This is a genomic window from Kribbella sp. VKM Ac-2568 (assembly GCF_004345365.1).
In the GTDB taxonomy this organism is placed as follows: Bacteria; Actinomycetota; Actinomycetes; order Propionibacteriales; family Kribbellaceae; genus Kribbella; species Kribbella orskensis.
The window spans coordinates 122582-148457 of sequence record NZ_SLVF01000013.1 but is presented as its reverse complement, the minus strand read 5'-3'; the positions used below and the strand labels follow the sequence as shown (position 1 = coordinate 148457).

The 25876-nt window shown below is 68.9% G+C and carries 23 protein-coding genes; 11 read left to right on the top strand and 12 right to left on the bottom strand.

Translation table 11 applies throughout. From position 1 onward, the window contains the following. Window positions 1-24 precede the first annotated feature (24 nt). Window positions 25-2850 (bottom strand): family 78 glycoside hydrolase catalytic domain, encoded by a 2826-nt coding sequence (locus EV648_RS32820; RefSeq protein ID WP_132298999.1) that lies wholly within the window; start codon window positions 2848-2850, stop codon window positions 25-27. A gap of 182 nt (window positions 2851-3032) precedes the next feature. Here EV648_RS32820 and EV648_RS32815 point away from each other — a divergent pair, with 182 nt between their 5' ends. Further along, window positions 3033-3929 (top strand): AraC family transcriptional regulator, encoded by an 897-nt coding sequence (locus tag EV648_RS32815; RefSeq protein ID WP_132298998.1) that lies wholly within the window; start codon window positions 3033-3035, stop codon window positions 3927-3929. On the opposite strand, the gene EV648_RS32810 is transcribed toward EV648_RS32815, so the two are convergent. Further along, complete coding sequence (locus EV648_RS32810; RefSeq protein WP_132298997.1) at window positions 3910-4599, bottom strand: TetR/AcrR family transcriptional regulator C-terminal domain-containing protein; 690 nt, start codon at window positions 4597-4599, stop codon at window positions 3910-3912. The genes EV648_RS32815 and EV648_RS32810 overlap by 20 nt on opposite strands. Window positions 4600-4701: 102 nt before the next feature. On the opposite strand from EV648_RS32810, the gene EV648_RS32805 reads away from it, so the two are divergent. Continuing rightward, the gene (locus EV648_RS32805) at window positions 4702-5880 is read left to right on the top strand and encodes an FAD-dependent monooxygenase (protein ID WP_132298996.1); all 1179 of its coding nucleotides are present in this window, start codon (window positions 4702-4704) and stop codon (window positions 5878-5880) included. Here the strand turns inward: EV648_RS32805 and EV648_RS32800 are convergent. The 5 genes from EV648_RS32800 to EV648_RS32785 are packed head-to-tail and all read right to left on the bottom strand — an operon-like array spanning window position 5864 to window position 10420. Then, on the bottom strand, window positions 5864-7222 hold the full coding sequence (locus tag EV648_RS32800; protein ID WP_132298995.1) for an MFS transporter: 1359 nt from the start codon (window positions 7220-7222) through the stop codon (window positions 5864-5866). The two genes, EV648_RS32805 and EV648_RS32800, sit on opposite strands and share 17 nt — an antisense overlap. A gap of 45 nt (window positions 7223-7267) precedes the next feature. Continuing rightward, entirely contained in the window at window positions 7268-7726 is a 459-nt protein-coding gene (locus EV648_RS32795) for a PGPGW domain-containing protein (RefSeq protein ID WP_241995819.1), read from the bottom strand. A gap of 25 nt (window positions 7727-7751) precedes the next feature. Next, window positions 7752-7913, bottom strand: coding sequence for a M15 family metallopeptidase (locus tag EV648_RS44410; RefSeq protein ID WP_241995818.1), 162 nt, complete (start codon window positions 7911-7913; stop codon window positions 7752-7754). Beyond that, entirely contained in the window at window positions 7900-8289 is a 390-nt protein-coding gene (locus EV648_RS44405) for a hypothetical protein (RefSeq protein WP_241995817.1), read from the bottom strand. The genes EV648_RS44410 and EV648_RS44405 overlap by 14 nt, the downstream gene beginning before the upstream one ends. Then, the gene (locus tag EV648_RS32785) at window positions 8282-10420 is read right to left on the bottom strand and encodes a peptidoglycan DD-metalloendopeptidase family protein (protein WP_241995816.1); all 2139 of its coding nucleotides are present in this window, start codon (window positions 10418-10420) and stop codon (window positions 8282-8284) included. Before EV648_RS32785 ends, EV648_RS44405 begins: the two co-directional genes overlap by 8 nt. 236 nt (window positions 10421-10656) lie before the next feature. Here EV648_RS32785 and lpdA point away from each other — a divergent pair, with 236 nt between their 5' ends. The 3 genes from lpdA (at window position 10657) to EV648_RS32770 (ending at window position 15835) form a co-directional block, all read left to right on the top strand. After that, a complete protein-coding gene (gene lpdA / locus EV648_RS32780) occupies window positions 10657-12054 on the top strand; it encodes a dihydrolipoyl dehydrogenase (RefSeq protein WP_132298993.1) in 1398 nt (465 codons plus the stop codon). A gap of 231 nt (window positions 12055-12285) precedes the next feature. After that, window positions 12286-14397, top strand: coding sequence for an ATP-binding protein (locus EV648_RS32775; protein WP_132299121.1), 2112 nt, complete (start codon window positions 12286-12288; stop codon window positions 14395-14397). A 58-nt stretch (window positions 14398-14455) separates the two neighbouring features. Then, window positions 14456-15835, top strand: a complete 1380-nt coding sequence (locus EV648_RS32770) for an NAD(P)/FAD-dependent oxidoreductase (RefSeq protein WP_132298992.1) — start codon at window positions 14456-14458, stop codon at window positions 15833-15835. Between the two features lie 39 nt (window positions 15836-15874). Here the strand turns inward: EV648_RS32770 and EV648_RS32765 are convergent, their stop codons facing one another. Then, window positions 15875-16960, bottom strand: coding sequence for a DNA glycosylase AlkZ-like family protein (locus EV648_RS32765; RefSeq protein ID WP_132298991.1), 1086 nt, complete (start codon window positions 16958-16960; stop codon window positions 15875-15877). A gap of 55 nt (window positions 16961-17015) precedes the next feature. Here EV648_RS32765 and EV648_RS32760 point away from each other — a divergent pair, with 55 nt between their 5' ends. Further along, window positions 17016-18026 carry a DUF4037 domain-containing protein gene (locus EV648_RS32760; protein ID WP_199234942.1) on the top strand — a complete coding sequence of 337 codons (1011 nt, stop codon included), beginning with the start codon at window positions 17016-17018 and terminating at the stop codon, window positions 18024-18026. Between the two features lie 26 nt (window positions 18027-18052). Here EV648_RS32760 and tsaA read toward each other — a convergent pair whose 3' ends face one another. From tsaA to EV648_RS42805, 4 genes are all read right to left on the bottom strand, one after another. Beyond that, window positions 18053-18466, bottom strand: coding sequence for a tRNA (N6-threonylcarbamoyladenosine(37)-N6)-methyltransferase TrmO (gene tsaA / locus EV648_RS32755; protein WP_132298989.1), 414 nt, complete (start codon window positions 18464-18466; stop codon window positions 18053-18055). Between the two features lie 56 nt (window positions 18467-18522). Beyond that, window positions 18523-19275, bottom strand: a complete 753-nt coding sequence (locus EV648_RS32750; RefSeq protein ID WP_241995815.1) for a metallophosphoesterase — start codon at window positions 19273-19275, stop codon at window positions 18523-18525. Window positions 19276-19362: 87 nt separating this feature from the next. After that, the gene (locus EV648_RS42810; protein ID WP_158294126.1) at window positions 19363-20253 is read right to left on the bottom strand and encodes a PstS family phosphate ABC transporter substrate-binding protein; all 891 of its coding nucleotides are present in this window, start codon (window positions 20251-20253) and stop codon (window positions 19363-19365) included. Further along, complete coding sequence (locus tag EV648_RS42805; RefSeq protein WP_158294125.1) at window positions 20145-20657, bottom strand: hypothetical protein; 513 nt, start codon at window positions 20655-20657, stop codon at window positions 20145-20147. Before EV648_RS42805 ends, EV648_RS42810 begins: the two co-directional genes overlap by 109 nt. A 170-nt stretch (window positions 20658-20827) precedes the next feature. Here EV648_RS42805 and EV648_RS32740 point away from each other — a divergent pair, with 170 nt between their 5' ends. The 5 genes from EV648_RS32740 (at window position 20828) to EV648_RS32720 (ending at window position 25796) form a co-directional block, all read left to right on the top strand. Continuing rightward, entirely contained in the window at window positions 20828-22186 is a 1359-nt protein-coding gene (locus EV648_RS32740; protein ID WP_132298986.1) for an NAD(P)/FAD-dependent oxidoreductase, read from the top strand. Between the two features lie 44 nt (window positions 22187-22230). Next, entirely contained in the window at window positions 22231-23259 is a 1029-nt protein-coding gene (locus tag EV648_RS32735) for an energy-coupling factor ABC transporter permease (protein WP_132298985.1), read from the top strand. Window positions 23260-23266: 7 nt separating this feature from the next. Then, window positions 23267-24034, top strand: a complete 768-nt coding sequence (gene cbiQ, locus EV648_RS32730; protein WP_132298984.1) for a cobalt ECF transporter T component CbiQ — start codon at window positions 23267-23269, stop codon at window positions 24032-24034. Beyond that, window positions 24031-24801: an energy-coupling factor ABC transporter ATP-binding protein gene (locus EV648_RS32725; RefSeq protein WP_132298983.1), complete on the top strand. Its 771-nt coding sequence runs from the start codon at window positions 24031-24033 to the stop codon at window positions 24799-24801. Before cbiQ ends, EV648_RS32725 begins: the two co-directional genes overlap by 4 nt. Before the next feature lie 206 nt (window positions 24802-25007). Continuing rightward, window positions 25008-25796, top strand: coding sequence for an SGNH/GDSL hydrolase family protein (locus EV648_RS32720; RefSeq protein WP_132298982.1), 789 nt, complete (start codon window positions 25008-25010; stop codon window positions 25794-25796). Window positions 25797-25876: the final 80 nt, after the last annotated feature.

Here is a 25876-nt window from a genome sequence, read left to right as displayed (position 1 = left end):
ATCATGACCTCCAAGGGATGTTCATCAGGGGTGGAGTAGACCGTCGAGCTCGGCCTGCAGGGCCTCGGCGGTGGGCGAGAAGCCTCGTGGGCTGATGGCTTCGACCAGCTGAGCGGCCGGCTGGTCGAGGTAGCGCTCGAGCCGGGCGGCGAGCTCGGCGTCATCGGTGACGATCTCGTGGTTCCGGGCCGCGGTCGCGACCGCGTCCCAGCTGGCTTCGTGGTCCATCAGCTGCCGGATGCTTGCATCAGCCGGCAGTTGCGTCGCCACGGCGTGCGGGTCGTCGGCAGTCCACTCGTGCGTGCCGTGACCGACGCTGCTCGGTGCGCTTTCGCCGGGTACGTGGACCTCTGCCCGTGAACCGACCGGCACGGTGACGCTGAGCCGCACCTGTCCGTCCGCCCGGCTCCACGAGACGGCGGCCTCGCCGTACGGCGTGAGGTGCTTCGCCGCCGCGCTGGTGAGTTGGGAGGTGAGGAGCGGGCGCACCACGATCGTCCGGTACCCCGGATCGCCTGGTGCGAGACCGGCGACCCGGCGGTGCATCCAGTCGGCCACCGCACCGAGCGCGTAGTGGTTGAACGACGTCATCTGGCCGGGGTTGATGCTGCCGTCCGGCAGCATGCTGTCCCAGCGTTCCCAGACCGTCGTCGCGCCCATCGTCACTGCGTACAGCCAAGAGGGGCAGCCTGTCTGCAGCAGAAGGCGGTATGCGAGGTCAGGATGTCCGGAATCGGCCAACGCGTCGGCCATCAGCGGCGTACCGACGAAACCGGTGCTGATCCGGAAGCCTGCTGTACGGACCAGATCCGCGAGGCGTTCGCCGGCGCGACGGCGCTGTTCGTCAGTCGGCAGCAAGGCCCATTGGAGCGCGAGGGCGTAGGTTGTCGCGGCGTCGCTCAGCACGCGCCCGCCATCCGTGGTGTACTCCGCCGCGAACGCCTGCCGGACGCGGGCGGCCAGGTCGGCGTACTCCCGGGCCAGTTCGGCATCGCCGACCAGCTCGGCCGCCTGCGCGACCACCTCGGCGGAGCGGGCAAGGTGCGCGGTGGCGATGACGTCTGGGTCCGCCTTCGCGCGGAAGGGGTTCTCCGGTGGCGCCGTCGGGTCGAGCCAGTCGCCGAACTGGAATCCGCCGGCCCAGAGCAGGTCGTTGCCGGCCAGGTCGGCCATCCGGTCCACCCACGCCCGCATGCTCGGCAGCTGACGAGCCAGCAGGCCGACATCCCCGGTCCGCTCGTAGATCACCCACGGGACGATCGTTGCCGCGTCACCCCAGGCCGCGGTCGCCGGCCCGGCCTGCCGGAGGATGTCCGGTACGACGAACGGCACCGAGCCGTCCTTCTGCTGCTCCGCGGCCAGATCGGCCAGCCAGCCGGTGAGGAACCCGGCGGTGTCGAACAGGAAGCTCGCGGTGGGGGAGAAGACCTGGATGTCGCCGGTCCAGCCGAGCCGCTCATCGCGCTGCGGACAGTCGGTCGGTACGTCGACGAAGTTGCCGCGCATCCCCCAGACCACGTTGTCGTGGAAGCGGTTGAGGAGATCGTGCGACGACTCGAACCAACCGGTCCGGCGCAGGTCGGAGTTGATCACGACGGCCTCGAGGTCTTCCTTGCGAAGATCCGGGACGCCCGTGACCTCGGCGTACCGGAAGCCGTGGAAGGTGAGCGGCGAGTCGAGCGTCACCTCGTCGGGCCCGGCCAGGATGTAGGAGTCAGTGGCCTTGGCAGTGCGGAGCGGGCGTACGCCGAGCTCGCCGTTCTCCAGTACTTCGGCGTGGCGCAGGACGACCTCGTCGCCGGCGGATCCGCCGCGGACCTTGAGCCGGACCCTGCCGACGAGGTTCTGCCCGAAGTCGACCAACGTCTTGCCGGCCGGGGAGGTGGTGATCTCGACGGCGGCCAGTACGTCGGTGACTCGCACCGGCGGGCCGTCGGGGGCGACGAGGAGGTTGAGGTCGGCGTCGAGCACATCGACCGCGGTTGTCTGGCCCGCGACCCGGCGGAGGTCGGTGCTCTGGCCGTCATACAGGTCGTCAGTGATGATCGCGCTCTCGTGAGCGGTCCAGGTCTCGTCGCTGCCGAAGACGTGAATCTCGCCATCAGAGGTGGTGACCTCGAGCTGCGCGAGGACAGCCAGCCGGTCGCCGTACAGGGAGTTCTTGCCGTGGAAGCCGAGGCGGCCGCGGTACCAGCCGTTGCCGACCAGGAACTCGAGCCGGTTCTCGCCGGCGCGGACGAGGTCGGTCACTTCGTACGTCTGGTAGCGAAGCCGCTGCTGGTACGCCGTCCAGCCGGGTGCGAGCTCGTCCTGGCCGACTCGCTCGCCATTGAGTTCGGGCAGGTAGATACCGTGCGCGGTGGAGTACAGCCGGGCGCGGCTGATCCCGTCAGGCAGTTGGAGCACGCCGCCGAGCACGGGCGCGGGTGAACCGACGGCACCGATCTCGCGCGGACTCACGAACCGCGCGGTCCAGTCGTCGGCACTGAGCAGTCCGGCCTCGACCGTCGCGGGCGCGCTCCAGTCGCTCCAGTCACCGTCGCCCCGGACCCGTACCCGGACCTGCGCCGACTCCCGCGACCTCAACGGCTCGCCCGGCCAGGGAACCAGCACCTGCTCGCCGGACTCAACCGGATGGGTCTGCGCCGTGCCACTGGTGACGATCTCGACCTCGTACGCCGTCTGCTCATACCCATCGGCAGCCGTCGGGACCTGCCAGGACAGGCGTGGGGTGGCGGTGCCGATGCCCAGCACGGGCCCGGCGTCGGTGCGATGTTCGAAGCGAGGTGAGGAGGGAGCGGCGAGCGGGGTGGCAGGGGTGCGGGGGCTGGCTGCGGCGACGTTCGACATGTGACTCCAACCGGGCGAGTGAAACGATTCAGTGACTGCTCTGGCGAAGGGCTTGATTCTGTTTCGGATGGGTGGCGGGAAGGTTTCGCCTGTCCCATGATCCTGCGGCCGACGGCGGCCGGGGGCTAGCCCGCAGTGCACTCGTGGTAGCACAAAATGCACCTTGGGCGGTAACGTGAGGCATGGCCGACGAGCCTGTCAAGACCACCGGGACGCTGCTGCACTTCGTCGATGGGACGCTGGTGCACGCAGGTCCGCACGTGCACGAGAATTCGCACCCGCTGCACACGCACAGCTTCTTCGAACTCGCTCTGGTGACCGGGGGAGAAGGCGTCCATCACAGCCTCGCGGGACGCCAGCAACTCGCGGTCGGCGACCTCATCCTGCTCCGGCCGGGGGTCTGGCACGAGTACGAGGAGTGCCGCGCGCTCGAGGTCTACAACTGCTGCTTCTCGGCCGACCTGGTGCAGCGCGAGCTGGCCTGGACCCGCGAGGATCCCTTGCTGGGTTATCTCTTGTGGACCGGCCCGTTCTCGGCGCAGCGACGTGGCATCCTCACCACGCATCTCGATCCGGCCACCTTCGCCGAAGGGGTCGAGCACCTCGACGGGCTGCGGCAGTTGCGCGACCAGCCGGTCAGCCGGCATCGCGGCGACATCGTCGGCCGGTTGTCGCTGTACCTGAGTTGCGTCGCGCGGACGGTCGGCGACCGTGACGATCTCCGGGGTCAGACACATCCCGCAGTACTGGACGCGATGCGGATGATGGAGGCCGATCCGGCCAGGCAGTGGACACTCACCGAACTGGCCGACAAGCTGCACCTGGCGCCGGGCTACCTGGTCCGGCTCTTCAAGTCGGCCACGGGCCTGCCGCCGATGGCCTATCTGTCCCGGCATCGGGTCGAGCTCGCGGCCGATCGGCTGTTGCACACCGACGACCCGATCAGCCGGATCGGAGAGTCGGTGGGCTGGCCGGATCAGAACTACTTCGCCCGGCGGTTCAAGTCCCACTACGGGTTGAGCGCGTCCACCTATCGGCAACGTTTCAACGCGCCCAGGCTCAGTCCTTCCGTGCGGTGATCAGCAGCTCGATGCCGTCGAGGATGCGGTCGAGCCCGAACTCGAGGCCCTGATTCTCGGAGCCCGCGGCCGTCCCCAGCGCCGCGGCCAGGCTGGGGAAACGCTCGGCCTGTGCGCTCAGCACCTCCGTGAGGGTGGCGGTGATGTCCTCCTCGGTCGTTCCCGTGGTTCCACCCGGCAGCGTCAGTGACTGCTGGGCGATCGTCCGCACGTGTCCGGCGATCACCGCCAGTGAATCGAGCTGCTCGCCACCGTTCAGGCCGCTGCCGGCCAGAGCCTGTACTCCGCGGTCCATCCAGGTGAGCTCGTTCGGTCCGAGCGCGCGGCGACCAACCGTCGAGAGAAGCAGCCAGGGGTGCATCTCGAAGCCCGCGTAGAGGTCGAGCGCCCAGGTCTTGAGGGCCTCTCGCCATGGCCGTTCGGGGTGTTCAGGCGGCAGGCCCATCGCGAGGTCGGTCATCACCGCGACGAGTTCCGCCTTGCCGGGCACGTAGCGGTACAGGGCCATCTTGGTGAAGGGCAGCTCGCCGGCGACGCGCTGCATGGAGACCGCGTCGAGCCCTTCGGCGTCGGCGATCGCGATCGCGGCGCGGGCGATGCCGTCCAGTGTCATCGCGGGTTTCGGCCCACGGCTCGGCGGCTGCTGACGCCCCCAGAGCAGGTCGGTCATCGCGGGGGTCCTCGCTCATCGGGTTGGCGTCGGCGAACAACTGTGTCTACCATACACATTACTGTGTCCGTCGGACACAGTTTCAGTCCCGAGAGGATTCCGATGAAGATCCTGATCTCCGGCGCGAGTGTCGCCGGCCCCGCAATCGCCTACTGGCTTGGGCGTTACGGCCATGAGGTGACCGTCGTCGAGCTGGCTCCGGCGCTGCGCCAGGGCGGGTACGCGGTCGACTTCCGGGGCGATGTGAACAAGGTCGTCCTCGAGCGGATGGGCGTGCTCGACGATCTCCGCGCCCGGCAGACCGGCGGCAGCGCGATGCGGTTCGTCGACGAGGACGGCAAGCAGGTACTGCGGCTGCCGCCGGAGTTCGCCGGGGGAGACCTGGAGGTCCTGCGCTCGGATCTCTCCCACGTGCTCTACGACCACAGCAAGCACGACGCGGAGTACGTCTTCGGGGACTCGATCACCATGCTCGACCAGCACGATGGCGGCGTCGACGTCACCTTCGAGAGTGGAACCGCGCGGACCTTCGACCTGGTCGTCGGGGCAGACGGCCTGCACTCCGTCGTACGGCGGCTCGCCTTCGGGCCGGAGGGGGACTACGTCAGCCACCTGGGCTATTACATCGCCGGGTGGGAGTTGCCGAACTCGTTCGGCATCGAGGGTGAGTCGCTGATGTACAACGTGCCCGGGCGGCTCGCCAGCGTCGGCGTCGACCATCGGGATCCGGGCAAGGCCGGCGCGATGTTCATCTTCGCTTCGCCCGAGCTCACCTACGACCGGCGGGACGTGGCGCAGCAGCACGCGATCCTCCGCGAGGCCTACAGCGGACTCGGCTGGCACGTGCCGCAGATCCTGGACGGACTGGCTGACTCCGCCGAGCTGTACTTCGACTCGATCAGCCGCGTCGACGTGGATCGTTGGTCGTCCGGCCGCGTGGTCTTGCTGGGCGACGCCGGTTACGGAGCGACCGTCGGCGGCATGGGAACCGGTACTGCGATCGTCGCGGCCTACGTGCTCGCAGGGGAGTTGACGAGGTCAGGTGGCAACCACGCGGCCGCGTTCGCGGCGTACGAACGGCAACTGCGCAAGCCGGTCCAGGCTTGCCAGTCCGGGGGCAACCGCACCGGCAAGTTCCTCGCGCCGAGCACTCGCTTCGGCCTCGCGGCGCGGAACCGCCTGCTCGGCAACGCGTTCCTGCTGAACCAGATGCTCCGGATGGGCCAGAAGAGGAGCAGCGGACTCCCGATTCGCGACTACGCCGTCAGCACTCCTGCGTGACCGCCTGCCTCACCACAGCCCGCCTCAGCGCCAGTACTGCGCCTCCCGCTGCGGCCGCGGTGGTCAGCAGGAAGGCCGTGCGGAACTGGGCGGGGCCGGGGGAGGCGGTGAGTACCAGAGTGAGCACGGCGATCGTCAGGGCTCCGGCTAGGTACTGGGACGTGGTCAGCAGGGCGCCAGCCGTGCCTTGCTGGGCAGGAGCCACGTCGTGGGTGCCGATGATGAACATTGACGTGTAGATCACCCCGTGCCCGAACCCACTGAGGAGCAACCCGGGCAGCAGGCTCCCGGCGTACGAGGCACCGTCCAGAGCGAGTGCTAGCCACAGGAGTCCTACAGCGGCGATCACGAAGCCTGCGGCGAGAACCACCGGCGGGCCGTACCGGCGTACGGCGCGTTCGGCGGCGGTGTTGCCGGCAGTGACGAGTACTGCGAGCGGGAGGAACGCCAGGCCGGCTTGGAGGGGCGTGTAGTCCTTCTGGGATTGGAGGAGCAGCGTCAGCACGTAGAACTCCGAGCCGACGCTGGCCATGTAGAGCGCGGTCGCGGCGGCACCTGCCTTCAATGAGGCCGTACTGCGAAGTCCGCGCTCGATCAGGGCATTCGTGGACCTGCGTTCGTTGCGGACAAAGGCGAGGAAGAGGGCGGCGGCCAGGGCGAGGCTGCTCGCCGCGGCGAGTGGATGATCCGTGCCTAGGGTCAGGCCGATCACCAGCGCGAGGACGGTCGCAGTACCGAGGGCTGAGGCTATGAAGGGCACCCGCGAGGCGACTCTCGACGAGTTGGAGGTGATCCAGATGGTCGCGCCCACTGCTGCGAGCAGGGTGAGCGGCACGTTGACGAAGAAGGTGAGACGCCAGGAGGCACTGGTCAGCACACCGCCGAGGATCGCGCCCGCGGCCAGGCCGGAGGCGCCGACCGATCCCCAGACGGCGAGGGCGCGGCCGCGGGCCGGTCCGGCGGTGAAGGTGGTGCCGATCAGGCCGAGGATCGCCGGTTGCAGCAGGGCGGCGCCGAGACCTTGGGCGCCTCGCGCGATCAGGAGCAGCGTGCCGTCGGAGGCGACACCGCCGACCGCGCTGGCGAGGCCGAAGCCGATGATCGCGACGACGAACAACCGTTTCGCCCCGAGCCGGTCCGTGAGCCGTCCGCCGACCACCAGGAACCCGGCGAACAGCACGGCGTACGCGCTGATCACCCACTGGGCGAGGGCCGGGTCGAGGCGGAGATCCGTGGCGACGCTCGGCAACGCGATGTAGATGATCGAGTAGTCGAGAGCTATCAGGAACTGCGCGACGGACAGCACGGCCAGGATCGCGGCGGACGAGTTCGGGCGGCTCATGCCGCCCATTCTCAAACCCTCACACTGATGTGAGGCTCAAGCTCATCACCCCAGCAGAGGCAGCTTGTGGAGGAAGGACTCCCACGAGTCGGGCAACCAGCCGGGAACGCCGAGCACGGCCAGGTAGAGCCAGATCGCCACCAGCACGCAGAGGAACAGCGCGACGGTACCGAGCGCCTTCAGCCAGGCCGGCTGCTTGCCGGTCCAGGCGGTGAGTTCCTGGACCCAGCCCTTCACCCGGTAGAGCAGCCGCTGCGCCCACTCGAACTCGCTCGACAGCACGGCCAGACCCAGGATGAACAAGGGGATGCCGCCCGGTCCGGGCAGCCAACCGGTCAGTGGCGCGGCGACGAGGAGCAGGCCACCGACCACCCCCACCCCCATCCGGTAGATCAGGTGCTTGCGCGGGTTCGCACGGATCTTGCGACGCCACTCCCAGCGATCGTCCTGGGCGTCCAGCGTGATGTTGTGATCCGTGCGGTCGGGACTGGTCTTCTCGGCCACCTCCCCAGCGTACGTGGTCGCCGGTCTACCGCCCGGCAGCCGGCGCGAACTCCCAGTGCCAAGGTTCTTGCCGCGAGCCCCCTTCGCGTGCCCACTCCGGATTCACCCAGCCGTAGGCCTCCGCGTTCGCCTGCATCCACAGGTGTTCCGGCGTGCCGAAATCGTTGATCCCGTCACACAGATCCACCGCGATGCCCCAGCCGTGGTTCGAAGTACCGGGAAAAGCACCCAGCCCCCGGCTTCCGCCTGATCAGCTCGACCTGAGCGCGATAGGGCCGATAGGAGTCGGTGATGCACAACTCCTTCCCGAAGTGCGCTTCGTAGCCCTCCGCCAACGCCCCGTACGCCGCGGCTGCGTCACACCGGAGCTGGTGGCCGCCGGCGATCCGGCAGAGCTCGGAGGCCGGCATCATGCCATTGCCGTAGCCCTGCCAGCCCTGGGTGGTGCCGAAGGCTGACAGGTAGGGAGTCGCGGCGACGCCGAGTACGGCTACGAGGACAACAGTGCCGGCTGCGGAAAGCCACCGGTGTTTGCGGAGCCAGCGGAGAGGGCGGTCAGGCACTGGCTGGGTTGCCGTATTCCCAGTGCCAGGGTTCTTCGCGGGTGCCGCCTTGCTTGGCCCAGGCTGGGTGGACCCAGCCGAAGGCGGCTGCGTGGGTTTGCATCCAGCGGTACTGCGCTGTGCCGAAGCGGTCGATGCCTCCACAGAGGTCGACGGCTACACCCCAGCCGTGGTTCGACGTACCGGGCAGGGCGGCCAGGGACGGCTTGCGGCCGTACAGATCGACCTGGGACGCGTAGGAACGGTAGGAGTCGGTGATGCACAGCGTCTTGCCGAAGGCCTTCCTATAGGCACTCGCCAACTGCTGGTACGCCGCCGCCGCGTCGCAGCGAAGCGCATGACCCGCGGTGATCCCACAGAGCTTGGACGCGGGGATCAGGCCGTTGCTGTAGCCACCCCAGCCGAGACTCGCGCTGCCGGTCGCCAGGAACGGCATCGGGTTCACCGCGTCACCACCGAGGCGCACCTCGAAGTGCAGGTGCGGCCCGGTCGAGTTCCCTTTGGTGCCGACGGCGCCGATCCGCTGGCCGGCCGAGACCCGCGCTCCGTCGGCGACGTCGATCGAGTCCAGGTGCGCGTAGAGCGTCTCGAGGCCGTTGCCGTGGTCGATGCGCACCAGGTTGCCCGCCCAGGCCGGGTGCTCGATCCGCACGGTGCCGGCGGTGGCCGCCCGGACCGGAGTACCGACCGATGCCGGGAAGTCCTGGCCGGTGTGGAACCCGGTGGCCCACATCGCACCGGCCTGGCCGAACGAAGTACCGATCTGGTAGGTGCCCTCGGCCAGCGGCCAGGTCCACTCGCCGGTGCCGACGTCGTACGACGTGGTGGTGTTGCCGCAGCGGAAGGCATACGCGCCGGAGGTGCTCGCGGGGGCGACCTGCGCCTTGGCGGGGCGGCCGAGCGTCGGACGGAGGGCAGCGTAGAGGCTGTCCGGGACGGAGGTCACGACGACAGAACCCTTGGCCTCGTCGGCGGCGATCATCTCGCCGTTGTCGAGGGCGATGCCGATGTGGAACAGGCCGACGGTCCTGCTGCCCATCACCAGCAGGTCGCCGGGCTGGACCGAGGCGGGCGTCACCTTCTGGTAGTTCGGGTAGACCTTGCCGATCAGGTTCGGCAGCGTCGTGTACGGCTGCCAGGCGACCCGGGCGGCGCCGAGGCACCCGTACTTGTCCGGGCCGGTGGCTGCGACGCCGTACGGCTTGCCGAGCAGGGAGAAGGCCTGGTTGACCGCGCGGATCGTCTCGGCCGGGAGGACCCGGACGGTCCGGCCGCCATCCACCACGGCCGCCGCACCCGCGACGGGGCGCCCGCGCACCTTGAGCGGCTGGAGACCCCGCGGGAGCTTGGCAGGATTCTTGATCGTGCTGGCGGCCGGCGGCTTCACCTTGGTCGCGGCCAGCTCGGTCAGGTAGGTCTGCCAGTTGGACCGTGCCTGCTGGTTGCGGGTGGTCTGCAGTTGGTTCGACAGCTGGGTGGCTCCGGCCAGGTCGGCGAGTTGGCCTTGCATCGCCATCGAGGCGGTCGCTGCCTTGCTCTGGACGTCCTTGCTCAGCTGCTGTGCCGTCTCGGCTGCCTTGTCGGCCGCTGCCCGCTTGGTCGCCGCGTCCGAGGCCGCGGTACCGGCTGCCGACTCAGCGGCCGTCGCTGCCTTGTACTGCGCGACCTGGGTGCTGCCGAGCTGCTTGATGGCGGTCTGGCGGTCGGCGATCTCCTGCAGGTTCTCCGCGACCGGCGCCAGCGACCACAGCATCGACTCGGTGCCCAGCACCGTCGGGATGCCCAGTTGGTAGGCCTGGGCGGTCAGGATGCCTAGGCGGCGGCGCTCGGCGTCGGACTTGGTCTTGGAGGCGGCCGCGAACGCCTCTGCCCGCTTGGCGGCGGCCTCGGCCGTCTGGGCCGCCTTCAGCGCGTTGGTGTAGGCGATGGTCGTCTTGGCGAAGTCCGCCTGGATCGCGGCGGCCTCGGCCTGGAGCTGCTCGAGGGACCGGTTCACGTCGGTCACCGAGGCAGGCGGGGGAGGCGTCGGGTCGTCGGCGTATGCGGGCACGGCGAAAACAGCCAGCAACGTACCGAGCGCGGCGAACCGCAGCCCTCGACCCTCTCGCAGTAAACCCAGCCCCAGCACCATCAAGTCCCCATCACTCGCCTCACGAGCGTGCGTGGGCAACCTGGCCCCCGCGCCTGCCCAGCGTAAGCGCCGTACGGTCCTGGCGATACCCCAGTGCGCGCGCCCACCGCCGGACCGTGACCGTCGGCTCACCACGGACGGTGACAATTAGCGTGAAGGCCCGCTCGGAGGTGACCGCCGTCACGCTGGGCTCCCGGTGGTCTCAACCGCTGGTGCGACCCACTAAAGTTCATGGCATGGCCTCGCACTTTGACGTTGTTGTCCTCGGCGCGGGTCCGGGTGGGTACGTCGCGGCGATCCGCGCTGCCCAGCTCGGCCTCAAGACCGCCATCATCGAGAAGAAGTACTGGGGCGGTGTCTGCCTGAACGTGGGCTGCATCCCGTCCAAGGCGCTGCTGCGCAACGCCGAGCTCGCGCACATCTTCCGCAAGGAGGCGAAGACCTTCGGCATCAGCGGCGAGGTCAGCTTCGACTTCCCGACCGCGGTGCAGCGCAGCCGGAAGGTGGCCGACGGCCGCGTCAAGGGCGTGCACTTCCTGATGAAGAAGAACAACATCACCGAGCTCGACGGCTGGGGCACCTTCGTCGACGCGAACACCCTCGACGTCAGCCTCAACGACGGGAATTCCGAGACCGTCACCTTCGACAACTGCATCATCGCCACCGGCGCCACCACCAAGCTGCTGCCGGGCACCCAGCTGAGCGAGCGGGTCGTGACGTACGAGGAGCAGATCCTCACCGAGGAACTGCCGGGCAGCATGGTGATCGCCGGCGCCGGCGCGATCGGCGTCGAGTTCGCCTACGTGCTGGCCAACTACGGCGTCAAGGTGACCATCGTCGAGTTCCTGGACCGGCTGGTCCCGCTCGAGGACATCGAGGTCTCCAAGGAACTGGCGAAGGCCTACAAGAAGCTCGGCGTCGACGTCCTCACCGGCACCCGGGTCGACTCGATCGACGACTCCGGCGAGAAGGTCAAGGTCACCGTCACCGGCAAGGACGGCGCCCAGCAGACGCTGGAGACCGACAAGGTGCTGCAGGCGATCGGCTTCCAGCCGCGCGTCGACGGCTACGGCCTGGACAAGATCGGCGTCGAGCTGAGCGAGCGCGGCGCCATCAAGGCCGATGGATTCCTGCGCACCAACGTGCCGAACATCTTCGCCATCGGCGACGTGAACGCCAAGCTGATGCTCGCCCACGCGGCCGAGGCGCAGGGCGTAGTCGCGGCCGAGACGATCGCTGGGGTCGAGACGATGGAACTCGACCACGTGATGATCCCGCGGGCCACCTTCTGCCAGCCGCAGATCGCCAGCTTCGGCTGGACCGAGGAGCAGGCGCGGCTGGAGGGCTTCGACGTCAAGGTCGCGAAGTTCCCCTTCACCGCCAACGGCAAGGCGCACGGCCTGGGCGACCCGACCGGTTTCGTCAAGGTGATCAGCGACGCCAAGTACGGCGAACTGCTCGGCGCGCACCTGATCGGCCCCGAGGTCACCGAGCTCCTGCCCGAGCTGACCCTGGCCCAGAAGTGGGACCTGACCACCAAGGAACTGGCCCGCAACGTGCACGCCCACCCGACCCTCAGCGAGGCCCTCCAGGAAGTCTTCCACGGCCTCGAAGGGCACATGATCAACTTCTGATCACGCTCGGGGTGACCACGCTCCGATCCCGTCATCACGGCGGCAGACATAGGTTCTCGCCTCGCGGCGACTGCCATTGTCTGCCGTCGTTTGCTGTGGTCTGTGCGGTTTCTGCGGGCAGCACCGCCATGTAGGGGATCCTGGTCGCGGTTTTGGCGGCGCCGGCCGGAAGCCCGGGACAACCCCTGTCGTAGGCGGTTGATGCGCACTACGGTCGATTCTGTGACGGGCATGGACGGGCGCCCCTCGGGGACGCTCGGTGATGTGCTGACCGAGCACCGACGAAGACGCTTTGTTGGCCGGTCAGCGGAGATCGAGCTCTTCCGGGCCGCCCTGGACGGTGCCATCGACCCGCCGTACTCGCTGCTGCACGTCCATGGACCGGGCGGCGTCGGCAAGACCAGCCTTCTCGAAGTCCTCGGGGCGATCGCCGCCGGTGCCGGCGCCACCGTCGCCCGCATCGACGGTCGTGATCTGGACCCTTCGCCGGTGAGTGTGCTCGAAGCACTCGAAGAGACACTGTCGATCCCGGCCGGGGACGGTCCTGTCGGTCTGCCGGAGGGCGGTGGACGGCTCGTGCTACTGGTCGACGCCTATGAGCAGCTGACGCCGCTCGACCAGTGGTTCCGCGCGCGGCTCATCCCTCGGCTGCCCGCCTCGGCGATCACCGTCATCGCCGGCCGGGACGCGCCGACCCGGGCGTGGCGGACGGATCCGGCGTGGGGAGCCCTACTGCGCGTGGTCTCGCTGCGCAATCTCAGCCCCGAAGACAGTCATGGCTTCCTACGCAAAGCAGGCCTTGACCGACACCTGCACGAGCGGATCGTGCGCCTCACATACGGGCATCCACTCGGTCTGGCGCTGTTGACCGATGTGGTCGCCCGCGGCGGTCGGGTGGAGTCCGACGTGCTGCCCCTCGACTTGGTGGAAGTGCTGCTTCCGCGCTTTGTGGAGACGGTGCCCGACAGTCGGCACCGTCGTGTGCTGGGGGCCTGTGCGGTGGCCCGTTGCACCACCGAGGCGCTGCTGCGGGACGTGCTCGTGGAGGGCGATGTCCGCGACGTGTTCACCTGGCTGCGGGAATTGTCCTTCATCGAGCCCCGGCCGGATGGCCTGGCGCCGCATGACCTGGCTCGCGACGTTCTCGACGCCGACCTGCGATGGCGTGACTTCGACGGCTACCAGCACGTCTTCCGGAAGGTCCGCGAGCACAGCCTGGCGGCGCTGAGAAAGACCACCGGGCGGGCGCAACAGCGGGCGATCTTCGACCTCAAGTTCCTGTTCCGACAGGTGCGCACCGCGATGTCACCGGTCGAGTGGGGTTCCTGGGGTGCGCACTACCCAGAACGCGCCCGTCCTGCGGACGGTGGGCCGATCCTCGAGCTGGTTCAGGCCTGGGAGGGCCGGCACTCGGCCGCTATCGCAGCGCGTTGGCTGGACCGACAGCCGGAGGGTTTCTTCGTCATCCGCGACCACGAGGGCGAGGTCCTGGGGATGCTCGCAATCTTGGATCTAGCGCGGTCCTCCCGGGATGACGTCGACGCCGACCCGGGTGCGCGCGCCGCCTGGGACTTCGCGCACAGTAGCGCACCACCGCGGCCCGGCGAGGCACTTACGCTGTGCCGCTTCGTGATCGACCGGCACAGGTATCAAGGGCCTTCGCCCACGCTGAATGCCACCCCGATCCTGACACTGCAGAAGCAGTTGTCCACACCGAACCTGTCGTGGGACTTCCTTGCGCTGGCCGAGCCGGACAAGTGGGACGCGTACTTCGCCATGGGCGATCTCCCGCGCGCCGAAGGCGCTGACTTCAGCGTCGGGGATCGGCGCTACGGCCTGTTCGCACACGACTTCCGCAAGGTCCCGGTGGACGCTTGGACCGAGCTGTGGACGGAGCGTGCGCTGACACAAGACGTCGACGTTGCTCCACGGGATCATGCCCAGGCGTTGCTCGTGCTCTCTCATCCGGACTTCGAGGCAGCCGTCCGCCAAGGGTTCAAGGACCTGCGGCGACCCGACCTGCTCGCGCGCAACCCGCTCCTGCGAACCCGGCTCGTCGCTGACCGTACCGGAGAGGGAGCATCAGGTGCGGCCGTCCTGGAAGCGGTCCTGCGAGAAGCTGCCACGACGCTCGCCCACCACCCTCGCGACGACAAGCTGCTCCGGGCGGTCGACCGGACCTACCTACGCCCAGCCGCCACCCAGGAGGCGGCTGCCGCCGCCCTCGGGCTGCCGTTCAGCACCTACCGACGCCACCTCACCCAAGGCATGACCCGCATCGTCTCGGTGCTGTGGGACCAGGAGGTGTACGGACAAGACCGGGCAGAAGTGAACACTTCTTGACCTGGTAAGCGAGCGGCCGTCAGGACCAACCTCCAATAGAGGACCTGAGGAGGTTGTGATGCAAGAAACGCTTGGTGACCGGGCCGTGGTGCTCGGCGGAAGCATGGCAGGCCTCTTGGCTGCACGCGTGCTTGCCGACGCCTACGCCGATGTAGTGATAGTAGAACGCGACGAGCTTCCCCATGCCGCCGCGCACCGTCGCGGAGTACCGCAGTCGCGGCACATCCACGGGCTGCTCGCTGGCGGCCAGCGGGCCCTGGAGGAGCTCTTCGACGGTCTCACGGCCGAACTGGTCGATCTCGGGGCACCGGCGGGCGACATGCTCGAGGGCGTCCGGGCATACTTCGGGGGTCACCGATTGCAGCCTGGCCCGTCAGGCTTGCTGGCGCTGCAGGCGAGCCGGCCACTGCTCGAAGGGTCCCTGCGCGCGCGTGTGCGCGCGCTGCCGTCCGTGCAGTTCATGGACCGGTGCGATGTCGCCGGGCTCACCACCACACCCGATGGCAGCCGCGTCACCGGCGCCCGGGTTGTCCGGCGACTCGACGGGAGCGCGGAGCAGACCCTGACCGCGGATCTGGTCGTGGACGCAACCGGCCGCGGTTCACGCACTCCAGCGTGGCTCGAGATGATCGGATACCCGCGTCCGCCGGTCGAGCGGGTCCAGATCGGGATCGGGTACACCAGCCGGACCTACCGGCTTGTGTCTGAACCGCTCGACGGCGACCGGGGAATCCTCATCGCGGCCACACCAGGCTGTCCACGCGGCGGAGCCCTCGCGGCGATGGAGAACGATCGCGTCCTCGTCACCCTGTACGGAATCCTCGGCGACCACCCGCCGACCGACCCAAGGGGTTTCGCGGACTTCGCCACCACCCTGCAGTTCCCGGACATCAACGAAGCCCTGCGTGACGCAGAACCGCTCGACGAGCCCGTTCCGTTCCGACACCCGGCGAGCGTGCGGCACCGCTACGAACGGCTCTCGAGATTTCCCGAGGGCCTCCTCGTGATGGGCGACGCACTGTGCACGTTCAACCCGATCTACGGCCAGGGCATGAGCGTGGTGGCCCTGCAGGCACTGGCTCTCCGTGCCCACCTCCAGCAGCAAGCCAGACCAGAGCCGATCAGATTCCTTCGGCAGATCGGTCGGGTCGTCGACGTTCCGTGGAGCATGGCCACCGGCGGCGACCTGGCCTTCCCGAAGGTCGTGGGTCAGCGCACCACGCAGATGCGGCTCCTCAACGGGTACCTGGCAAAGCTGCTCGCCGGCGCAGCACACGATCCCCAGCTCGGACGGGCGTTCCTCAGGGTCGCCGGGCTGGTCGACCCGCCCCAGGCGCTGCTGGCACCTGGCGTGGCTGCTCGCGTACTCCGAGCCGGCCTACGCCGGTCACAGTCGCCACAGCCGGATCCTCCCGGCAGGCAAGCGAGCTGTCTATGAACTCGCGCCAAGAACTTCGTACCGCCACCGGCGACGGGCTCAGGGGTAGGTGACCTTGAGTCCGAGCCAGGTGGCGAGGTTGTCGATCTCGGCGCGGACCGCTGCCGTGATGGGCTTGGTGAAGCGGACGTCCTCGTGGATCGCGTTGACGACGAGGGTGCCGGCCTTGCGGTCGGCGGTGGCGTCGAGCTTGCCGACCAGGCGATCGCCGTGCAGGACGGGGAGGGCGAAGTAGCCCCAGCGGCGTTTGTCCTTGGGCTTGTACATCTCGAGGATGTACTCGAAGCCGAAGAGTCGCTCGGCCCGGACGCGGTCGTGGATGAGCCGGTCGAACGGCGAGAGCAGCGCAGTACGCCCCTCGAACGGCAGATCGACGTACGCCGGGTGGACGCGCCAGGTGCCCGGGACGCCCTCGACGTGCGCCTCTTCACCCGCGTCGCCGACGTACGGCGGCTCGCCTGGCATCTGGGTGCCGGTGGATCGCGAGATGCCGAGCGCCGCGAGCCGGCGTTCGTTGCGGTGCTGGACGGCGGCGTCGAGGTCGAGGGTGGGCAGGCCGGCCGGGTAGACGCGCTCGGGGAGGTCCCAGTACCGCTCACGGCCCTTGCGTCCCGAGATCGCGACCTGCCCTCGGAGGGCGAGGGCCTCCAGCATCCTCGTGAGGTTGCGGTTGTTGGTCCAGCCCGTCGACGGCCACGGCTCGATGCTCGTGTCCGGGATGTCGCGCGAGAGCAGCGGGCCCTCCTTCTCCAGCAGCGCGAGGATGTCGCGGCGGAAGGGCTCGTTCGTCGCGAGCCACGCGGCGGTGAAAGGGTGCGGCTCCGCGTCCCGGACCTCGGCGATCACGGCCGGCACGTCTCGCGGCGGGCGGATGTAGGCGACGGTCTCGACGAGTGAGCGGTCGTGTTCGACGGCCTTGGTCAGCTCGGCAGGTTCATATTTCGGGCCGAGCCGGCTCCACAGGACGAGGTCGGCGTTCGGTGCGATGGCCGCGGTGGGGTCGATCTGCAGGAGCGTGAGGCGCTCGACGACGGCGACGAGATCGGTCGGGCGCGGCGCATCGAGCAGTTGCGCGTGGATCGCGATCCGGCGAGCCTCGTCCTTGGTGAGGTGGTGAACGACCATGCCGCCGACCTTAACGCCCAGTTCTCGGCAACTGGCCTACCAAGGAGTCCGCCTCGTGTCTGCGTTCGTGCCCGGTCTGGAGCTGAGCCGGCGGTTCTACCTGGAGGCGGTGCGGCCGATCCTGGCGGCGGAGTTTCCTTCGTTGCCGCACAGTGCGGCGCTGCTCGGCCGCGGTTCAGAGGTGCTGGGCTTCGACGACGAGATGTCCGGGGACCACAACTGGGAGCCACGCGTCCTGCTGTTCGTGCGGGACGAAGACCAGGCCCGCCACGGCGAGGCGATCACGGAAACCCTGCGTCAGCAGGTGCCGCCCCGGTTCGCGGACCGTCCGACCGACTACGGGATCCACACCGTGCGCGGCTACTTCCTGGATCACCTGGACTTCGACGTCGACCGCGAGATCGAAGCGCGCGACTGGCTCACCCTCCCGGAACAGCGACTCCGGATGATCACCGCCGGCGCGGTCTATCACGATGAGCTCGGCCTGGAAGCCGTCCGCGATCGCTTCGCCTACTACCCGCACGACGTGTGGCTCTACCTGATGGTGGCCGGTTGGTGGCGCGTCCACCCGGAGGTCAACCTGGTCGGCCGCGCGGGTTTCGTCGGCGACGAGCTCGGCTCGGCGGTGATCGCGTCGCGGCTCGTGCACGACCTGATGCGGCTGTCCTTCCTGATGGAGCGGCAGTACGCGCCGTACTCGAAGTGGTTCGGGACGGCCTTCTCCCGGCTGGCCTGCGCCACCGACCTGTCGCCGATCTTGCGAGAGGTTCTGCGGGCCGAAACCTGGCCGGAGCGGGAGGAGGCGCTGATGGCGGCGTACGAACTGGTGGCCTCCATGCACAACGCGCTGCAGATCACGCCACCTGTCTCGACGGACGTCGAGCAGATGTGGAACCGGCCTTTCAAGGTCTTCTGGGGAGACTTCCCAGGCGCGCTGAGTGCCCAGATCAAGGACTCGGCGGTGAAACAGCTCGCCGAACGCTGGCCGATCGGCGACATCGACCAACTCCGGGAAGTCCTGTGGAATCCCCGCTATCGCAGCCAATTGCTCCGCTTGTTCGACTGAGAAGCCTCGCGCGCCGGGCAAGTCGGTCAGCGCTCGGCGGTGTCGCCGAGGACGGGTTTGACGTCGACGATGGGCGTGCCGTCGATTGCCTCGAGGTGGTCGACCTGAAGGCGGAGGCCGTCAACCGCGGTGATCGTGACGCGGTGGAGGCCGAGGGGGTTGGGACGGTCCGGCGAGCGGGTGCTGAAGACGCCGGTGAGCGGACGGCTCTCGTCTCCCCGCGGGCGAACCGCCTGAACGTCACGGTCGGCGCGGTCGAACCAGGTGATCAGCAGGATCTCGTCGCCGACACCGAGGTCGGCCAGCGCCGCGCGCACCCCCTCGTCGAACACCAGCCACCCGTCGGGTGCTCCCTCGTCGGCCTGACGCGGCGCGTCCTGCCGATCGGTCAGTACGGACTCCACCCGGCCGATCGGCCGGACCACCAGTTCATCGCTCATCAGCCGGGCTCCAGTCTCAGCTTGAGGTCGAGGGTGAGGTAGGTAGGCCCTCACGTTCAGCTTGACGTCAGATGCCGGTAAACCGTGACAAGAGGTTGACCCGGCGCGGCGACGTGCAGTGCCAGCCCGGGTGGCGCCGCCAGGTCGACCAGCCTTGCGGCGGCAGCCGGTTCGAAGGGCAGGGGAGCGGTGGACCTAATGCCAGGGGCAACCAACAGCGGGAACCCGGCGAAGGTGGTCGACACCCCGTTGTGGACGTGGCCGGCGAGCAGCGCGGTGATCGGCTTGTCGCGGAGCACCGCCTCGAACCCGTCCGGCGACTGCAGGATCCACTGGTCGAGGACCGGGTGCTGGAGCTCGTTCGGCGGATGATGGAACGCCACGAACAACGGCCCGGTCACCGGTTCCGCCAGTACTGCGGACAGCCACTCGAGTGACTCCGCGCTCAACAGCCCGTGATCCTCACCCGGCACCGACGTGTCGAGCAACACGAACCTGGCCCCCGCGACATCCCGCACCTGATGCACGGGATGCCCGTCACCCGGCGACTCGACGTACGCCGTGAGCCCGGCGCGCAGTGGTCCGCTGATGTCATGGTTCCCGGGCAGCATCAACACCGGTACGTCGAGCTCCAGCTCGGCCGCGACCTCGGCGTACTCCGACCCCGCGCCGTGGTCGGCCAGGTCGCCGGTGACGAGCACGACGTCGACCGGTCGTGAGAACTCCCGCAGGTACGTCGTGACGAGGCGCAGGCGATCCCGCGCCTCCGCCGACCCGTCGAGATGCGGGTCACTGAGATGAGCGATCACGAACACGGCAACCTCCAGCGGTCTAACGGCAGATCCACAACCTACCGTTAGCAGCCCTCCGCCGGATACAGATTTATCGCCAGGTGTTCAGCCACAGAACGCGGCAGGCAGTTCAGGGCAGGGCACCAGGCCGTCCCGTGCCAGGATCGGGCGGGCCTGCATCGAACCGAGGTAATCCAGGAACGCCTCCTGCAGGGAGTCCTGTGCGGGTGCCTTGTAGGTGTAGGCGTGCTCGACCTCCCAGAACCGGTACGACCGGTCCGCCACCTTCGACGCGTCCGGGACCACCCCGTCGATCGACGCCACCGTCACGGCCGGGTACTTCCGCGAACCACCCAGCTCGGCGTACCCGATCGCGCCCTCGATGTCGTTCACCCGGGACAGCAGCTCCTCCGTCGTACCGACCTCGCAGCGGTGGTGCTTGGCGACCGGGTCGTCCTTGGTGCGGCAATCGTCGGAGGAGATGCCGAGCTCCTGGTCGCCGGCCAGCACCTTGTCCCGGAAGGTGCGGCGCGAACCGGAGTCGGGGCCGACGCGGCTCACCATCCGGATCGGCAGGTCCCGCCCGCCGACCTGCTTCCAGTTGGTCAGCCGTCCCGCGTAGATGTCCCGCAACTGGGTCACGGTCAGCGCGGTCACATCCGTCGAGCGGTTCAGGACGACCGCGAAGACGACCACCGCGATCGACCGGCCGCGGAGGTCGGGGGAGTCCTCGGCCGGGCCGTCCGACATGACGATCAGCTGTCCGGCGGCCGCTGGATCCCGAGTGCCGGTCTCGTTCAGCGCCCGGGTGCCACTGCGGCTGCCGTTCGCGGCGATCGTGATGTCGGCCTGGGTGCATTCGGCCGCATAGGCGCTCCGGAGCTCCTTCATGGTCGGCTCCACCGCGGTCGAGCCGATGATCTGGAGGCGGCCGGAGGCGCAGTTGTCCGGCGGCTGGAGCACGTCGACCACGAAGAGCGCGACCAGCGCACCCACCAGGAGCAGCGACAACGCTGGCGCTGCAGCATCTCGCCGAGCGCCTCGGGCTTGGCCTCGGTCACCTCGAGCCCGACGATCTTGCGGTCCGGGAAGGCGAACGACACCTTCTCGTGCATGTGGTGTGGCTCGATGTCCATCCCGCCGGCGTTGTCCACCCGCAGCAGCACGATGCTCGGGTCCGGCACCACCGCGCCCTGGTAGCGAACCTCGACGTCCACCATGTGCGAGCTGGGGAAGACGCCGATCGGGGCGTCGACCTGGACCCGGTAGACGAGCCGCTTGCGGCGCAGGAAGTACCTGTCGACCAGCCAGACGATCACGGTGCCGATCAGCGCGATCGCCGCGATCACCGTCTCGAGATTGATGTCCCCCAGGCCGGAGAAGTCCACTGCCAGACTCATTGCCCCCACAGCATTCATCGAAGGAGCGCCGAGCGTAGGGAGCGCACCCGACCGGCCGGTGAACAGCGGTTGAATCCTCACGGTGACGCGATCCGGCGTCCGCACTCACCGTCCGCTGACGCGCCGTGGCAGGGCTTGGCCTGCGACGGTCCGTCTGCGAGATTGGCGGCATGGCTGAACAGGTGGATGTGGTCGTTGTCGGGCTGGGCGTCGGTGGCGAGGAGACCTCGGGGCGCCTCGCGCAGGCGGGCCTCAACGTCGTCGGGGTGGAGCCGCGGCTGGTGGGTGGCGAATGCCCGTACTACGGCTGCATCCCGAGCAAGATGATGATCCGCGCCGGGAACCTGATCGCCGAGACCCGCCGCGTCGAAGGCATCGCCGGTACGTCGACCGTCGAGCCCGACTGGGCTCCGGTGGCCAAGCGGATCCGCGAGGAGGCGACGGACAACTGGAACGACCAGGTCGCGGTCGACCGCTTGGTGAAGAAGGGCGTCACCTTCGTCCGCGGCCGCGGCACGATCACCGGCCCGCGCACGGTGCAGGCGGGCGACACGGAGTACGAGGCGTCCCGCGGCATCGTCATCGCCACCGGCACGGTCCCGGTGGTCCCGCCGATCGACGGCCTCGCCGGTACGCCGTACTGGACCAACCGCGAGGCGATCGAGGCGGACACGCTGCCGGCCACCATGGTCGTGCTCGGCGGCGGCGCGATCGGCCTGGAGCTGACCCAGGTGTACGCGCGGTTCGGCGTGGACGTGACCGTGGTCGAGGGTGCCGACCGGGTGATCGCGATGGAGGAGCCGGAGTCCAGCGAGCTGGCCCAGGCCGCTCTCGAGAAGGACGGGGTCACCTTCCGGCTCGGCGCGCAGGCCAAATCCGTGCGGTACGACGGCAACACCTTCACCCTGACGCTGGCCGACGGCGGCACGGTCACCGGCGAGAAGTTGCTGGTGGCAACCGGGCGCCGGGTGGACATCAAGGGTCTGGGACTGGACAAGGTGGGCCTCGACCCCGACGCGCGGTCCATCGCGGTGGACGAGCACGTGCGCGCGGGTGACGGCATCTGGGCGATCGGCGACGTCACCGGCGTCGGCGTCTTCACCCACAACGCGATGTACCAGGCGAACGTGGCCGTGCTCGACATCCTCGGCGCGGAGGGAGCGCCGGTCGCGAGCTATCACGCGATGCCGCGGGTCACCTTCACCGACCCGGAGATCGGCGCGGTCGGCAAGACCGAGAAGCAGGCCCGCGACGAAGGCCTCGACGTACGGACCGGGATCACCCAGATCCCCGCGTCGACCCGGGGCTGGATCCACAAGGCGGGCAACGAGGGATTCATCAAGCTCGTGATGGACAATGAACGCGGCGTGCTGGTCGGCGCGACCAGTTCGGGACCGACCGGCGGCGAGGTGATGGCCGCGCTGGCGGTCGCGGTGCACGCCGCGGTCCCGGTTCACTCTCTGCAACAGATGATCTACGCATACCCGACCTTCCACCGCGCGATCGGGGAGGCGCTGAAGGCGTTCTGAACGCCTTGTTGCGATTCGGTCGCAAGTAGATCAAGAATGTCGGCATGCATGTTCCTGACGGGTTCTTCGACGCGCCCACCTCCGTCGCCACCGGCCTGATCGCGGCGGGAGCGGTCGGGTTCAGCCTGCAGCGGGCCAACCGGGAGATCCGTGAGACCGGCCCGGCGCTCGCCGGCCTGACCGCCGCCTTCGTCTTCGCGGTCCAGATGGTGAACTTCCCGGTCGGCGCCGGCACCAGCGGTCACCTGCTCGGCGGCGCGCTGGCGGCCGCCCTGGTCGGCCCGTGGTCGGCCGTGCTGGTGATGTCGACGGTGCTGCTCGTCCAGGGCCTGCTCTTCGCCGACGGCGGTCTCACCGCGCTCGGCACGAACATCACCTTGATGGGCCTGATCACCGTTCTGGTGGGGTACTTCGTGATCCGCACGGTGCTGCAGGTGCTGCCCAAGCGGGTCGGCAGTGTGGTCCCCGCGACCACGCTCGGCGCCCTCGTCTCGGTCCCGGTCGCCGCGCTCGCGTTCACCGGTCTTTACGCGATCGGCGGCGCGGTCGACATCCCGCTCGGCAAGCTCGCCACCGCGATGGTCGGCTGGCACATCCTGGTCGGCCTCGGCGAGGCCGTGATCACCGCCGCGGTGCTGAGCGCCGTCGTCGCGACCCGCCCCGACCTCGTGTACGCCGCTCGCCACCTGCAGCCGGACCTCGTCCTGGTCGATGCCGACGGCAACAGCTCGACGGTGTCGCCGGACCGGCCGATCGCGGCGAAGCCCACCGGCCGGACTCTGGGCGTCGGGATCGCCGCCACCCTGTTGGTCGCCGGAGTCGTCAGCCTGTTCGCCAGCGCGCACCCGGACGGGCTGGAGTTCGTCGGCGCGAGGCTCGGGTTCGACGGCGCGGCCAAGGACTCGGCGGTGGCGGGCAGCCCGCTCGCGGACTACGGGGTCAGCGGGATCGGCAACGCCCAGGTGTCCGGCGCGCTCGCGGGCATCATCGGAGTACTGGTGACGATCGCGGTCGGGCTGACGATCGCCAAGGTGGCGTCGCTGCGGTCGTCGCGCGCCGACAAGGCTGCCTGATGCGCTCGTGACCGGTTCCGCCGGAGACGGTCTGCTGGTCGTCGCGGACAGCCGGATCCATCGGTTGCCCGCGCAGGTGAAGATCGTCGCGCTGTTCGTCTTCGTGCTCGCCGTGGTGTCCACCCCGGCGGGTGTCTTCTGGGCCTTCGCCCTGTACGGCGCGCTGCTCGTCTGGTGCGTCGTGCTCGCCAAGCTGCCGCCCCTGGTGGTGATGAGGCGGCTGGCGGTGGAGACGCCGTTCGTGGTGTTCGCCCTGGTGCTGCCCTTCGTGGCGACGGGCCCGCGGGTCGAAGTACTGGGTGTCTCGCTGTCGCAGTCGGGGGTGCTCGGCTCGTGGAACGTGCTGGCCAAGGGGACGCTCGGCGTGGTCGCGGCGATCGTGTTGTCGGCCACTACGGGCCCGCGCGCGTTGCTCGCCGGGCTCGAGCGGCTGCGGTTGCCGTCGACGCTGGTGGCGATCCTGTCGTTCATGGTCCGGTACCTGAGTGTGGTGTCGGACGACCTGCAGCGGATGCGGATCGCGCGCGAGTCCCGCGGGTACAGAGGCGGTCGCGCGGGTCATCTGAAGGCCATCGCCGGGGGAGTCGGGGCATTGTTCGTGCGGAGCTTCGAGCGCGGCGAGCGGGTGCACCTCGCGATGCAGTCCCGCGGCTACACCGGACGCATGCCGCTGCTGTCGGAGTCGGGAGCGGCCCGGGTCCAGTGGGTCGAGGGGTTGGCGATCTCCCTGGCGGCGGTCGTCATCGCGGTCACGGCTAGGGTGGTCGGCTTGTGAGCGGTCCATCGATCCACGTCGAGCGTCTCGTCTTCGCCTATCCCGACGGCCGGCAGGCCCTGTTCGGCGTCGACTTCACCATTCAGCGCGGCGAACGCGTCGCGCTACTCGGCCCGAACGGCGCCGGCAAGACCACCCTCGTGCTGCACCTCAACGGCATCCTCGGCTCGGTGGCCGGCGGGAGCGGGAGCGGCCGGATCCAGATCGGCGGGTCGGACCTGCACCGCGAGCACCTTCCCGAAGTACGCCGGAAGGTCGGGTTGGTGTTCCAGGACCCGGATGACCAGTTGTTCATGCCGACCGTGCGGGACGACGTCGCCTTCGGACCGGCGAACCTGGGCCTGCGCGGCGCCGATCTCGAAGCGAGGGTGCACGAGGCACTGGTCCAGGTCGGCATGCAGGACCACGCTGATGTCGCCCCGCACCACCTGTCGTACGGCCAGCGCCGCCGCGTCGCCGTGGCCACGGTGCTCGCGATGCGGCCCGAAGTACTGGTGCTGGACGAGCCTTCGAGCAACCTCGATCCGGCGAGCCGGCGGGAACTGGCGGACATCCTGTCCGGGCTCGACGTGACCTTGCTGATGATCACGCACGACCTGCCGTACGCGCTGCAACTTTGCGAGCGGAGTCTGCTGATGGACGACGGCCGGATCGTCGCCGACGGCTCCACCCGGGACCTCCTCGGCGACGCGCACCTGATGTCGGCGCACCGCCTCGAACTCCCTTACGGCTTCGACCCGCTCTCGGTGCCGGGACCCGAACGCTAAAAACTCGCAGACGTTGTCGATCTCGCGGTGTCCCGTCCGACGCGTTGGCAAAAGCACGACCACCGACGCCTCGGCCTACCCTGTTCGGCAATTGGTGGTGAATTTCCAACCAGGCTCTTGCTTGTTACTGACTGGTCAGGGAAGGTGACTCTCAGTTCACCCTGCGCCTCGGTTCCCTCCACCAGTGCAAAGGCGGTACCGCCCAGATGAAACCCATCGCCGGCATCATCAGCGCAGCGGTCCTCGGGATCGCACTCCTCACCAACCCGACCATCGCCCAGGCCGCGGCGCCCGACTACGTGGCGCTCGGCGACTCGTACGCCTCCGGCGTCGGGACCCGCAGCTACATCACCTCGAGCGGCTCCTGCAAGCGCTCGACCCTCTCCTACCCGTACCTCGACGCCGCCCGGATCGGCGCGACCCTGACCTCGGTGGCCTGCTCCGGCGCCCGGGTCGCGGACGTCACGGCCAACCAGCTCGGCCCGCTCAACAGCGGGATCGAGTTCGTCACCGTCCAGGTCGGCGGCAACGACGCCGGGTTCTCCTCGGTGATCACCGAGTGCGCCAAGCCCGCCTGGCTCGCCAACTGCGACGGCGCCATCAACACCGCCCAGGCGACGATCAACAACACGCTGCCCGGCCGCCTGAACGGGCTCTACGCGACCATCAAGAGCCGTGCCTCGGCGGCGAAGATCATCGCGGTCGGCTATCCGCGGCTGTTCAACGGCACCGACTGCAACGCGGGCACCTTCTTCAGCGCCGCCGAGATGACCCGGCTGAACCAGACCGCCGACCTGCTCAACTCGAAGGCGGCGGCCTCCGCGAGCGCCGCCGGCTTCACCTTCGTCAACCCGACCTCGGCCTTCACCGGGCACGCGGTCTGCGGCAGCCCGGAGTGGATCAACGGCCTGTCCAACCCGGTCACAGAGTCGTACCACCCGAACACGACTGGGCAGCAGGGGTTCGCGAATCTGGTCGACGACCACCTGAACTGAAGGTTCCTACCCCTCTGATCCTGCGCGGCGCCCCTGAACGTGATGTTATGCAGGGGTGCCGCACAGGTCAGTCCGCTGGC

Bases quoted from the DNA above. Each gene is read 5' to 3' on its own strand.
- tsaA (WP_132298989.1), bottom strand. From the start codon at position 18,466: ATGAGCGATGAACTGGTGGTCCGGCCGATCGGCCGGGTGGAGTCCGTA.
- EV648_RS32805 (WP_132298996.1), top strand. From the start codon at position 4,702: ATGAAGATCCTGATCTCCGGCGCGAGTGTCGCCGGCCCCGCAATCGCC.
- EV648_RS32815 (WP_132298998.1), top strand. From the start codon at position 3,033: ATGGCCGACGAGCCTGTCAAGACCACCGGGACGCTGCTGCACTTCGTC.
- EV648_RS42805 (WP_158294125.1), bottom strand. From the start codon at position 20,657: ATGAGTCTGGCAGTGGACTTCTCCGGCCTGGGGGACATCAATCTCGAG.
- EV648_RS32740 (WP_132298986.1), top strand. From the start codon at position 20,828: ATGGCTGAACAGGTGGATGTGGTCGTTGTCGGGCTGGGCGTCGGTGGC.
- EV648_RS32720 (WP_132298982.1), top strand. From the start codon at position 25,008: ATGAAACCCATCGCCGGCATCATCAGCGCAGCGGTCCTCGGGATCGCA.
- lpdA (WP_132298993.1), top strand. From the start codon at position 10,657: ATGGCCTCGCACTTTGACGTTGTTGTCCTCGGCGCGGGTCCGGGTGGG.
- EV648_RS32735 (WP_132298985.1), top strand. From the start codon at position 22,231: ATGCATGTTCCTGACGGGTTCTTCGACGCGCCCACCTCCGTCGCCACC.
- EV648_RS32820 (WP_132298999.1), bottom strand. From the start codon at position 2,850: ATGTCGAACGTCGCCGCAGCCAGCCCCCGCACCCCTGCCACCCCGCTC.
- EV648_RS32810 (WP_132298997.1), bottom strand. From the start codon at position 4,599: ATGACCGACCTGCTCTGGGGGCGTCAGCAGCCGCCGAGCCGTGGGCCG.
- EV648_RS32765 (WP_132298991.1), bottom strand. From the start codon at position 16,960: ATGGTCGTTCACCACCTCACCAAGGACGAGGCTCGCCGGATCGCGATC.
- EV648_RS32770 (WP_132298992.1), top strand. From the start codon at position 14,456: ATGCAAGAAACGCTTGGTGACCGGGCCGTGGTGCTCGGCGGAAGCATG.
- EV648_RS32775 (WP_132299121.1), top strand. From the start codon at position 12,286: ATGGACGGGCGCCCCTCGGGGACGCTCGGTGATGTGCTGACCGAGCAC.
- EV648_RS32800 (WP_132298995.1), bottom strand. From the start codon at position 7,222: ATGAGCCGCCCGAACTCGTCCGCCGCGATCCTGGCCGTGCTGTCCGTC.
- EV648_RS32785 (WP_241995816.1), bottom strand. From the start codon at position 10,420: ATGGTGCTGGGGCTGGGTTTACTGCGAGAGGGTCGAGGGCTGCGGTTC.